This is a genomic window from Nocardia sp. NPDC051052 (genome assembly GCF_044456045.1).
Taxonomy (GTDB): Bacteria; Actinomycetota; Actinomycetes; order Mycobacteriales; family Mycobacteriaceae; genus Nocardia.
Map to the genome: position 1 here is coordinate 152,168 of NZ_JBITFL010000016.1, position 11,589 is coordinate 163,756.

The window sequence follows — 11,589 nt, forward strand, 5'->3', positions numbered from 1 at the left end:
CATGAACGGGAACACAGTGGCGCGGGTGTTGCGCATACCGATCCTGGCGGTCGCGACACTACTGTTGTCGACCGGCACCACCGCCGCGGACCCGGCCCCGAATGCCGATTGGCCGATGTGGCAATTCGATTCCCCTGGATCGCGGTACAACCGGAACGAAACCACGCTCACCCCAGGCAATGTGGGGTCGCTGCAGCTGAAGTGGGCGTTCGCCTTCCCCGGTGCCGTGGCGCAATCCAGTCAGCCCGCGGTGGTCGACGGTGTCCTCTATTCGGGCGGCCGCGACGGAAAGATGTATGCGCTCGACGCCAGGACGGGCGCCACCCGATGGGTCTTCGACACCGGCACGATGCTCGAGCACATTCCGGCCTACGGCCTGCGGGACGGACCGGCGGTGGCCGGCGGCGCGGTCTACTTCGGCGACAACGCGGCCAACCTTTGGGCGGTCGACGCCGTCACCGGCCATGAGCGGTGGCACACGCGCCTGGACAACCACCCCCTCTCGATCATCACCAGTTCGCCGCTGGTCTTCGAGGACCACGTCTATATCGGTGTGTCGAGTCAGGAGGAGGGCGGCGGGCTCGCCGATCCGCTGTACCCGTGCTGCACTTTCCGCGGCAGCGTGGTGTCGGTCGACGCGGCGAGTGGCGCCGTGCAGTGGAAGTACTCGACGCTGGCGCAGCCGACGACGCGGACCGGCCCGCCGGGGCCGTCGTTCAGCCCCAGCGGCGGGGCGGTCTGGTCGTCGCCGACGATCGACTCGGCAACCCGCACGCTGTACTACACCTCCGGCAACCCCTACACCGGCACACCCCGCGATCTGGAATCGATCGGTGCGGTCGATATCGACACCGGCACGCGCCGCTGGGTGAATTCGCTGACCCCCAACGACACCTGGAACGTGCGGTGCGCCGTCCCGCCGGCCGGGGGCGCCTGTCCCGTTCCCGGGCGTGACTTCGATTTCGGCGCCCATGCCAACATCTTCGATATCGGTGGCCGCAAGGTCGTCGGTGCGGGTCAGAAGACCGGCATCTACCATCTGCTCGACGCCACCGACGGCTCGATCGTCTGGCAGACCCAACTTTCGGTGCCGACCTCACCGCTGCCTATCGAGGGTGCCGAGTCGCTGGCCGGAATCCAGTGGGGCGCAAGCTATGACGGCAGCCGACTGTATGTTGCCACCTACGGTGCGAATCCGGGCACGCTGTTCGCGCTGGACCCCGGCGACGGTCACCTTCTGTGGCGTACGCCCAATCCGGCCAATGGCTGCCTGATCGATCTGCCGCCCGTGCCGATGGACCCACTGTGTCAGGAGTCCATGCCCAATGCGGTCTCCTCGTCGCCCGGACTGGTCTATGAGGGCAGCATGGACGGGAAGATGCGGGTCTTCGCGGCCGACACCGGGGCCATCCTCTGGGAGTACAACACCCACCGGCCGTTCGTCGGCGTGAACGGCGTGCCGGGCATCGGCGGCGGCCTCAACGGTAACGGTGCGGTCGTCGCGAACGGCATGCTGTACACGAATTCCGGTTATGCGCATCCGATCACCACCGGTATGCCGGGAAATATGTTGCTGGCCTTCGGTTTACCGTGATCACACCGCGAATTCGGCACCGTCGGTGAGCACCTCGATGCCAGCGCGCTCGACCCGCGTGCGGGCATCGGACATCGGGTCCAGCAACGGGTTGGTGTTGTTGAGGTGGGTGTAGATCTTGCGGAGATTCGGATGCCGGGCCAGGGCAGCTAGTGTGCCCCCTGGCCCGGACACCGGCAGGTGCCCCATCCGCGACTGACCCGAATCTTGTTGTCCGACCGCCGCTCCCAGCTCCGTGGCGTCGAAGAACGTACCGTCCACCAACGCGCAGTCGGCCCCGCTGAGCAGGTCGTGCAAGCCGTCCGGCCACTGTGCCAAGCACGGGGAGTACACCATCGAACCCCCGGTCGCGGGATCCTCGATGCGCAGGGCGCTCACCCAACGATCGTCCGGCTCGGGCGACGCGACATATTTCGGCGCCTTGGCACCGACCGGTAGGCCGGTGACCCGCAGCCCTCCGGTGAGCTCGATGCCGTCGAATCCCTCGCGCCAGGTCCAGGGCTCGTAGCGGTCCAACAACCCGCGCAGGGGCAAAGCTGATTCCAGCGCGGCGAGCACCGGAGGCGTGGCATAGCCAATAAGGCCCGCGCCGCGCAAAATCGTCAGTCCCAAGACGTGATCCAGTTCGGCGTCGGTGAGCAGTACGCCGCGTACCGGGGTGTCCCGTGGCCCCGGGCCCGGTTGGAGCGCCGGCGTGCCGAGTAACTGTGCGCGAATGTCGGGCGAGGCATTGAGTAGCCACCAGTCCTGAGAATTGCCGCTGATGGCAGCGGCTTCCTGCGTTCGCGCGGGCAGCCGCCCTTGCCGCACGTCGACGCATCGATCGCACACGCAATTCCATTGGGGCACACCGCCCCCGGCGGCCGTGCCCAGCAGGACGACCCTCACCCGGGGAGCTGCGTCCGCATTCGGAACTCGGCCGGGGCCGCCTCCCGCAGTGCCGTGTCCACCAGCGAACGGTGCGGCGACAGCCCGCAGACCGGGTCGGTGGCGGCGGCAACGCCGGTCATGTGGAAAGCCTGACACCGGCATCCGCCGAAATCGGTGAACCGCTCCGGGCAGGATCGACACGGCTCACGCATCCATTCGGTGCCCCGATAGGCGTTGAATATCGCTCCGTCGTACCAGATCTCGGCCAGCGGCCGACGCAGCACGTTTTCTATCGGAAACGTGGTGACGATCGACGCGGCCGGGCAGGGCAGCACATCGCCGTCGGGCGTGACGGTGAATTGACGGCGGCCCCAGCCGTCCATGCACGGCTTGGGCCGGTCCGCGAAGTAGTCCGCCACCACATAGACCAATTCCGGTCCGCCAGGGCGCTTTTCGCGGGCGCGACACACGGCGGCCCGGGCAGGCTCGAGCTGGTCGACCGTCGGCAGCAGCGCCGCCCGGTTCCGCAGCCCCCAGCCGTAGAACTGGGTGTTGGCCAGCTCGATCCGATCCGCCCCGAGATCCACCGCCAGGTCGATGATCCGCTCGACCCGATCGAGATTGCCTCGGTGCAGCACCACATTAATGGTCAGCGGCAGCCCGGCATCGGTAATCGCCTGCGCCGCCCGCAGTTTGAGGTGGTGCACGGGTGCCCCGGCGATATGGTCGGCTGCCTGCTTGTCCACGTCCTGCAGCGAGAGTTGAACGTGATCGACGCCGCGGTCGGCGAGCTCCTTGGCTCGGTCGACGGTCAGGCCGACGCCGCTGGTGACCAGGTTGACATAGGCACCGAGGTCGCGGGCGTGTCCCGCCAAGTCGGGCAGATCTCGCCTGGACAGCGGCTCTCCACCGGACAAATGCACCTGGACCACGCCGAGTTCGCGCGCCTGGGTGAGGATGTCGAGCCAGTGTTCGCGGGTCAGCTCCGCGGACCGCGCCACGAGTTCCGTGGGATTGGAGCAGTACGGGCAGTGCAGCGGGCAGCGGTGGGTCAGCTCGGCGAGCATCCCCAGCGGCGCGTCAACCATCGAACGCCACCACTCGCCGCTGGGCAAGGCGGTCGAGCAGCTCGGTCACCTCCGCGGTGCGCACGCCGTCGTACTCGTCGCCGAGCCGTTGCGCGATGCGGCCGATGGTCGATACTCCGTCGCACAGTGCCAGCACCGCGGCCGCGGTGTCGTTGAGCACGACCACCCCCTCGGGCAGCAGGGCCAGCTCACCTCGGACGGCGTCGCGGGTCAACCGGACACCCGGCCGCAGTCTGGGCACCGTCGCTTCCGAAACCGTCACGCCGAACCTCCGGTGTGGTAGTCGAGAGAGTCGAGAATGCCTTGCAGGACAGCGCACTTGAAGGTCAGCGCCGTAACGCAGGCGTCCTGTTGCGCGCGTGTCCCGGCGTGCTGGACGACCAGATCCAGCAGCGAGCGCCCCTCGGCCGCTACGACATCGATGCGTGCGGTGAAGTAGGCGAACCCGTCCTCGGTGATCCAGGGGTAGTGTTCGCGCATCCGGCCGAGTCGGTAGGCCAGCAGGTCGGGGGAGAACAGTTCGGTGAGGCCCGATGCGACTGCCTCCAGCCATGGCCGCCGCCGGGCGAAATCCAGGTAGGCGTCGACGGCGAACCGGACGCCGGGCAGGACGAATCGCTCCGACAGCACTTCGTCCCGATCGAGCCCGACCGCCTCGGCCAGCCGTAGCCACTTCTCGATGCCGCCCGACCCGGCGCCGTCCCCGTCGTGATACACGATCCGGGAGAGCCAGTGTCGGCGAACCTCCGGCAGCGGGCAGTTGGCGATGATCGCGGCATCCTTCTGCGGGAGGCAGCGCTGGTAGTACCAGCGATTGGCCGCCCACAACCGGAGGTGCTCCTTGTCGAGCAGTCCCTCGTGTAATCGCCGATGAAAGGGATGACCGTCCCAGTAGGAGTTTTCGAGCGAATACAGCCGCGCTCGGAACTCCGTTGAGCTCCAAGGGGTCTGGATGTTCGACACGCGCTCAGTCGCGCGCGGAATACGCGGTGACTTCCATCCCGGTGGCGTAGAACTCGAAAGCCGGTCGCCGCCAAGGCTTTTTCGCCTCGATGGTGCTGTGAACACTGCCGGAAGCTTGCATGTGAACGCCTCCAATGATGGAAAAATGCGTACAAATCCAACGAGCAGAACACTGATGCTCTGTGAGCATAACCGTTCTGCGACCACCGGCGGCGCTGCTTCGAACAATACGTCCTTGCTGTGTGGCGCCGCCTTCGGAGGCAGGAGGCGGGCCGCATTATTCACAGCAGGCTACCAGCAACAGGTTCTATTAGTTTGCTAAGCTAATGAAGTCTGGTGCCTAGCGCGCCGTCGAGTTCCAACCTGTTCCCGTCAAGTTCCTGCTGGTCGTGGAGGTGGACCTGTTATGTCGATTGATTCTCGTGAAGAGCGGCTCGCACGCCGCATCGCTGATTTGTACGCCAACGATCCTCAGTTCGCCGCCGCCGTCCCCAAGGAGGAGGTGACCGCGGCGGTCGATGACCCGAGCCTGCGATTGCCGGCGCTCCTGCGCACGGTGCTGGCGGGTTACGCGGAGCGACCCGCGCTCGGGCAGCGCGCCGTGCGGTTCCGCGAAGATCCGGAGACCGGCCGCGTCACTACCGAACTGCTGCCCAGCTTCGACACCATCACCTATCGCGAATTGGCGGAGCGCGTCGCCGCGGTCGCCAGCGCGTTCACCGACCGCGGGGTGCGGCCCGGCGATCGGGTCTGCATCCTCGGCTTCACCAGCGTCGACTACACGACGATCGATACGGCGCTGGCCCAGGTGGGCGCGGTGTCGGTGCCGCTGCAGACCAGCGCACCCGTCGCCCAGCTGCGCCCGATCGTCGCGGAGACCGAGCCGCGGGTCATCACCTCCAGCGTCGACTACCTCGCCGACGCCATCGAACTGGCGCTGACCGGCTCCGCACCCGAGCGGATCGTCGTGTTCGACTACGTTCCGCGGGTCGACGAGCAGCGCGAGGCGGTGGAGGCTGCTCGCGCCCAGTTGGCCGAGGCGGGGATCCCGGTGGAAGTCGAAAGCTTGGCCGAGCTTATCGAGCACGGAAAAGCTTTGCCCGCAGTGGATTTCGTGTCCACCGAGGACGATCCGCTGACGCTGCTGATCTACACCTCCGGCAGCACCGGCGCGCCGAAGGGAGCCATGTACCCCGAGCGGCTGGTCGCCAACTTCTGGCGCAAGTCGACCAAGGAGTCATGGGGACAGGCGAGTCCCGAGCCGACGATCACGCTCAACTTCATGCCGATGAGCCACCTCATGGGGCGCGGCATCCTGTACTGGACGCTCGGCAACGGCGGCACCGCGTACTTCGCGGCCAAGAGCGATCTGTCGACCTTCCTGGAAGACCTCGCGCTGGTGCGGCCGACGCAGTTGAACTTCGTGCCGCGGATCTGGGAGATGCTGTTCCAGGAATTCCACAACGAGCTGGATCGGCGGTCCGTCGACGGTGTCGATCGAGCGGCGCTCGAAGCCGAAGTGATGGCGGAGCAGCGTCAGTCCGTGCTCGGCGGCCGGTTCGTGACGGCGCTGACCGGTTCCGCGCCGATCTCCAGCGAGCTGCGGGCGTTCGTCGAGTCCTACCTCGATATACATCTGCTGGAAGGGTACGGCTCGACCGAGTCGGGGGCGGTGCTCATCGACGGGCTGGTGCGGCGTCCGCCGGTCATCGATTACAAGCTCGTCGACGTGCCCGATCTCGGCTATTTCCACACCGATCGGCCGCATCCGCGAGGCGAGCTCCTCGTCCGATCGAAAGACCTGTTCCCCGGGTACTACAAACGGCCCGAGGTCACCGCCGAGGTGTTCGACGCGGACGGCTACTACCGGACCGGCGATATCGTCGCCGAGATCGGCCCCGACGAGCTGGTCTACCTCGACCGTCGCAACAACGTGCAGAAGCTGTCGCAAGGCGAGTTCGTCACCGTCTCGAAGTTGGAGGCGGCGTTCGACGACAGCCCGCTGATCCAGCAGATCTATGTCTACGGCAACAGCGCCCGCGCCTACCTGCTTGCGGTGGTCGTGCCCACCGAGGACGCGGTGGCGCGCAGCGGCGGCGATATCGAGGCGTTGCGGTCGCGGATCAATGACTCGCTGCAAGAGGTCGGCCGCACGGCCGACCTGCAGGGCTATGAGATCCCGCGCGGACTCCTCATCGAGACAACGCCTTTCACGGTGGAGAACGGTCTGCTCACCGGCATCCGCAAGCTGGCGCGGCCGAAACTCAAGGCGCGCTACGGCGAACAACTCGAGCAGCTCTACACCGAGTTGGCCGAAGGACAAGCCAGCGAGCTGAGCGCGTTGCGCCGCGGCGGTGCCGACCGCCCGGTGCTGGAGACGGTCGGCCGGGCCGCCGGTGCGCTGCTCGGCGCATCGGCCGCGGATGTTCGGCCCGCGGCGCACTTCACCGATCTCGGTGGAGATTCGTTGTCCGCGTTGACCTTCGCGAATCTGCTCCATGAGATCTTCGACCTCGACGTGCCGGTGGGCGTCATCGTGAGCCCGGCGACCGACCTACAGGCCATCGCCGACTACATCGAGGCGGAACGGACCTCCGGTGCGAAACGGCCCACCTTCGCGACGGTGCACGGCCGCGACGCCACCGAGGCGCGCGCCGCCGATCTCACGCTGGACAAGTTCATCGATGCCGAAACACTGGCCGCCGCACCGACATTGCCGCGTCCGAGCGCCCGTGTGCGGACCGTCTTGCTGACCGGCGCGAGCGGATTCCTCGGTCGCTACCTGGCCGTGGAATGGCTCGAACGGCTTGCCCTGGTCGGCGGCACGCTGATCTGCCTGGTCCGAGCGAAGGACAACGCCGCCGCCCGCGCGCGACTGGACGAGATTTTCGACAGCGGTGACCCGGAACTGTTGCGGCACTACCAAACCCTGGCCGCCGACCATCTGGAGGTCATCGCCGCGGACAAGGGCGAGGCGAACCTCGGCCTGGACCAGCGGACGTGGCAGCGGCTGGCCGACGAGGTCGATGTGATCGTCGATCCCGCGGCGCTGGTGAATCACGTGCTGCCGTACAGCCAGCTGTTCGGCCCGAACGCGGTCGGCACCGCGGAGCTGATCCGCCTCGCGCTCACCACGAAACTGAAGCCGTTCACCTATGTGTCGACCATCGGCGTCGGCGACCAGATCGCACCGTCGTCGTTCACCGAGGACGCCGATGTGCGGACCGCCAGCCCGGTGCGCAAGGTCGACGACAGCTACGCCAACGGCTACGGGAACAGCAAATGGGCGGGCGAGGTGCTGCTGCGCGAGGCCAACGATCTGTGCGGCCTGCCGGTGGCGGTCTTCCGCTGCGACATGATCCTGGTGAGCGGCAGGTATGTCGGACAGCTCAACCTGCCGGACATGTTCACCCGGATGATGCTGAGCCTGGTGGCCAGCGGCATCGCGCCGTTCTCGTTCTACGAGACCGACGCGGACGGCAACCGGCAGCGCGCGCACTACGACGGGCTGCCGGTCGATTTCATCGCCGAGGCGATCGCGACGCTCGGGACGCAGGTGACGGACGGGTTCCGCACCTATCACGTGATGAACCCGTACGACGACGGCATCGGCCTGGACGAGTACGTCGACTGGCTGATCGACGCGGGTTACTCGATCCAGCGGATCGACGAGTACGACGCGTGGTTGCGGCGATTCGAGACCGCGCTGCGCGCGCTGCCGGAACAGCAGCGTCAGTATTCGCTGCTGCCGCTACTGCACAACTATCAGCGGCCGCAAAAGCCGATTCGTGGATCGTTCGCGCCCACCGATCGATTCCGGGCCGCCGTGCAGGAGGCGAAAGTCGGCCAGGACAAAGACATTCCGCATGTCACCGCGCCGATCATCGTCAAGTACATCACCAACTTGACGTTGCTCGGTCTGCTCTGAGCCGGTGCGGCGCCACGCTCGGCGAGCGTGGCGCCGCGTTCAGTTGGGCCAGGCCGGGGCGGTGTGCGCGGCGCGGGCGGTCCAGCGGCCGTCGTAGCGGACTTCGACGGGATGGTCGAAGGCTGCGGTGACGTTGTCGGTGGTCAGCGTCTGCCGGGCCGGGCCCGCGGCGACGGTGTGGCCGTCGGCGATGAGCAAGGCGTGGGTGGTGGTGCTCGGCAGTTCCTCGAGGTGATGGGTGACCAGCACCGACGCGACCTGGGGGTGGGTATCGCCGAGGGTGTCGATGGTTTCCAGGAGTTGTTCGCGCGCGGCGAGATCCAAGCCGGTCGACGGTTCGTCGAACAGCAGCAGCCGTGGTTCGGCGATGAGGGCGCGGGCGATCAGGGTGCGGCCGCGTTCGCCCTGGGAGAGCGTGGTCCAGGTGTTGCCTCCCTTCCCGGTGAGGCCGACGGTATCGATCATCGCGTCGGCGCGGACGAGCTGTTCCGCCGTCGGCGTCCAGCGCATGGGCGTGTCGATGGTCGCGGTGAGGCCGGTGAGCACGACCTCGCGGATGGTCAGCGGATAGCGCAGCGGATGTCGCGGATTCACGTGGCCGATGGAGTGGCGCAGGCGTTGCAGCTCGACCCGGCCCAGCTGTTCGCCGAGCACCCGGACCGTCCCCGTGGTGGGGAAGGTAACGGCGCCACAGAAACCGAGCAGCGTGCTCTTGCCCGCCCCATTCGGCCCGAGCAGCGCCCAGTGTTCGCCCGCGTGCACGGTCAGCGAGATGCCGTTGATGATCTTCTTGCCCTCGCGGCGGAACGTCACGTCCGTCAGTTCGAGCACCGGAGCTCCGGTCACGTGAATGCCTCCTTCAGTGTCGTCAGATGGGCGCGGCTGTATTCGGCTGCGGCCGTAGCATTTCGGGCGACGATCGCCTCGACGAGGCGCTCGTGCGCGGCGTGGTCGGCGCGCTCGGAGGGCACGGGGCGGATCGTCAGCATGTCGATCATCGCCAGGCGAAGCCGGGGGAGGAAGCTGTCGAACAGCTGGACGAGCACCTCGTTGTGCGCCGCGACCAGCACCGCGCGATGGAACGCCATGTCCGCGTCGACGTGCTCGGCCACCGGCTCGCCGTGCGCCGCCCGCGCGACCAGCGTGGAACGGAGGATGCGCAGATCGGCGCGGGTGCGGCGCTGCGCGGCCAGCGCCGCCGCCTCGGCCTCGATGGCGATGCGCGCCTCGATCACCGAGGCGATGGTGGCGCGGCGAAGCACCACGTCCCAATCGTCCTTCGCGTCCAGCGCCGTGACGAACACGCCCGCACCCTGACGGCTGTCCAGCACGCCCTTGCCCGCCAGCTCGCGGATCGCCTCGCGCAGCGTCGAGCGGCCGACCCCGAGCTGCGCGGCGAGCGTCGTCTCGCCGGGAAGCCGGTGCCCGAGCGGCCATTCGCCCGCTTTGACGCGCGTCATGATCAGCTCGGCCGCTTGCGCGGCCAGTGGGTGCCGCCGTACCTGCGATACCATCGCGACCTCTCTACTTGTCTGAGGAGTTGTGTATAGTCTAGCCATCATGCGCAACCTGCTTCTCCTTAGCCGCCACGGCGGGGCCTGACCGGCCCCCCGCCGTGGGGCTTTGTCGTGGCCGGTCACCTCTGTTTCGTGACTGCCAGAAAGCAGGACCTCAGCATGCCGATCACTACCTCCGTTGGCGAGATTCCCGACAGCGCGCCGGTGTGGAATCCGCAGCGGCACTCCCAGATGCCGTCGCACCGCTACCGATCCGTCTACGACCGGGTGGAAGTGCCACTCACCCAGCGTGATTGGCCGAACGCGCGAATCGCCGCGGCGCCGCTGTGGGTGCCGGTCGACCTGCGCGACGGCAACCAGGCCCTCGCCGAACCGATGGACCCCGAACGCAAGCGGCGCTTCTTCGCGCTGATGGTGGCCATGGGTTACAAGGAGATCGAGGTCGGCTACCCGTCCGCCTCGCAGACCGACTTCGATTTCGTCCGGCTGATCGCCGACACCGAGCTGGCGCCCGACGACGTCGCCATCGTCGTATTCACCCCCGCCAGAACCGATCTCATCGAACGCACCGTCGAATCGGTGCGTGGCCTGCGCAACGTCGTCATCCACATGTACGCCGCGACCGCACCCACCTGGCGAAACACGGTGCTTGGCAAGGATTGTGCCGCACTGCGCGAGCTGATCCTCACCGGTGGCCGCGAGGTGCTGGCCCGCGCCGCCGACCTGCCGAACGTGCGGTTCCAGTTCTCGCCCGAGGTGTTCAACCTGACCGAACCCGACTACGTGCTCGACCTGTGCGACCGGATGACGACGCTGTGGGACGCCACCCCGCAGCGACCGGTGACCCTGAATCTGCCTGCCACGGTGGAGGTCGCGACCCCCAACGTCTACGCCGACCAGATCGAATACATGCACCGCAACCTGGCCCGCCGCGACAGCGTCATCCTGTCCGTGCATCCGCACAATGACCGCGGCACCGGCATCGCCTGCGCCGAACTCGCGGTGCTGGCCGGCGCGCAACGCGTCGAGGGCTGCCTGTTCGGCAACGGCGAACGCACCGGCAATGTCGATATCGCCACGTTGGCGCTGAATCTGCATGCGCAGGGCGTGGATCCGATGATCGACTTCTCCGACATCGACGAGGTCCGCCGGACCGTCGAATACTGCACCCGCATGCCGGTCCACGAACGCCACCCGTATGTGGGCGATCTCGTGCACACCGCGTTCTCCGGCACCCACCAGGACGCGATCAACAAGGGCATGGCCGCGCATCGGGCCCGGGCCGCGCAGACGGGAATCCCGGAGCGTCAACTGGATTGGCAGGTTCCGTACCTGCCGATCGACCCGGCCGATATCGGCCGCACCTACGACGCGGTGATCCGGGTCAATTCGCAGTCGGGCAAGGGCGGCATCGCCTATCTGCTGAAGACGGAATTCGGCATCGACCTGCCCCGGCATCGGCAGATCGACTTCGCCAGGCACGTGCAGGCGCACACCGACGACACCGGTCGCGAGATCACCGCGGCCGAGCTGCGCGACCTGTTCGAGGCCGTCTATCCGGCCATCCGGACGTCCTGACACGCGCGGTTACTTCGGGCAAAAGGCCCAGGGACGCGCGAGTCCGTGCGA

At 67.3% G+C, this 11,589-nt stretch carries 9 protein-coding genes and 1 pseudogene; 3 read left to right on the top strand and 7 right to left on the bottom strand.

Annotated elements, in window-relative coordinates; all coding sequences use genetic code 11:
* The first annotated feature begins 1 nt into the window (after position 1).
* Positions 2–1,594: a PQQ-binding-like beta-propeller repeat protein gene (locus ACIBCN_RS38605; RefSeq protein WP_396997070.1), complete on the top strand. Its 1,593-nt coding sequence runs from the start codon at positions 2–4 to the stop codon at positions 1,592–1,594.
* On the opposite strand, the gene pqqB is transcribed toward ACIBCN_RS38605, so the two are convergent.
* From pqqB to pqqA, 5 genes are read right to left on the bottom strand one after another with little or no spacing between them, the layout of a single operon-like run.
* Positions 1,595–2,482, bottom strand: a complete 888-nt coding sequence (gene pqqB, locus ACIBCN_RS38610) for a pyrroloquinoline quinone biosynthesis protein PqqB (protein ID WP_396997071.1) — start codon at positions 2,480–2,482, stop codon at positions 1,595–1,597.
* Positions 2,479–3,552 (bottom strand): pyrroloquinoline quinone biosynthesis protein PqqE, encoded by a 1,074-nt coding sequence (gene pqqE / locus ACIBCN_RS38615; RefSeq protein WP_396997073.1) that lies wholly within the window; start codon positions 3,550–3,552, stop codon positions 2,479–2,481. The genes pqqB and pqqE overlap by 4 nt, the downstream gene beginning before the upstream one ends.
* Complete coding sequence (pqqD, locus tag ACIBCN_RS38620; RefSeq protein ID WP_396997074.1) at positions 3,545–3,814, bottom strand: pyrroloquinoline quinone biosynthesis peptide chaperone PqqD; 270 nt, start codon at positions 3,812–3,814, stop codon at positions 3,545–3,547. Before pqqD ends, pqqE begins: the two co-directional genes overlap by 8 nt.
* A complete protein-coding gene (pqqC, locus tag ACIBCN_RS38625) occupies positions 3,811–4,515 on the bottom strand; it encodes a pyrroloquinoline-quinone synthase PqqC (RefSeq protein WP_396997075.1) in 705 nt (234 codons plus the stop codon). The genes pqqD and pqqC overlap by 4 nt, the downstream gene beginning before the upstream one ends.
* 4 nt (positions 4,516–4,519) lie before the next feature.
* Positions 4,520–4,636 carry a pyrroloquinoline quinone precursor peptide PqqA gene (gene pqqA / locus ACIBCN_RS38630; protein WP_396997076.1) on the bottom strand — a complete coding sequence of 39 codons (117 nt, stop codon included), beginning with the start codon at positions 4,634–4,636 and terminating at the stop codon, positions 4,520–4,522.
* A gap of 285 nt (positions 4,637–4,921) precedes the next feature.
* On the opposite strand from pqqA, the gene car reads away from it, so the two are divergent.
* The gene (gene car / locus ACIBCN_RS38635; RefSeq protein WP_396997077.1) at positions 4,922–8,443 is read left to right on the top strand and encodes a carboxylic acid reductase; all 3,522 of its coding nucleotides are present in this window, start codon (positions 4,922–4,924) and stop codon (positions 8,441–8,443) included.
* Between the two features lie 39 nt (positions 8,444–8,482).
* On the opposite strand, the gene ACIBCN_RS38640 is transcribed toward car, so the two are convergent.
* The gene (locus ACIBCN_RS38640; protein WP_396997078.1) at positions 8,483–9,289 is read right to left on the bottom strand and encodes an ABC transporter ATP-binding protein; all 807 of its coding nucleotides are present in this window, start codon (positions 9,287–9,289) and stop codon (positions 8,483–8,485) included.
* Positions 9,286–9,957: a FadR/GntR family transcriptional regulator gene (locus tag ACIBCN_RS38645; protein ID WP_396997079.1), complete on the bottom strand. Its 672-nt coding sequence runs from the start codon at positions 9,955–9,957 to the stop codon at positions 9,286–9,288. Before ACIBCN_RS38645 ends, ACIBCN_RS38640 begins: the two co-directional genes overlap by 4 nt.
* Positions 9,958–10,191: 234 nt before the next feature.
* On the opposite strand from ACIBCN_RS38645, the pseudogene ACIBCN_RS38650 reads away from it, so the two are divergent.
* Positions 10,192–11,517, top strand: a pseudogene (locus tag ACIBCN_RS38650) (2-isopropylmalate synthase); the annotation flags it as partial.
* Positions 11,518–11,589 lie beyond the last annotated feature (72 nt).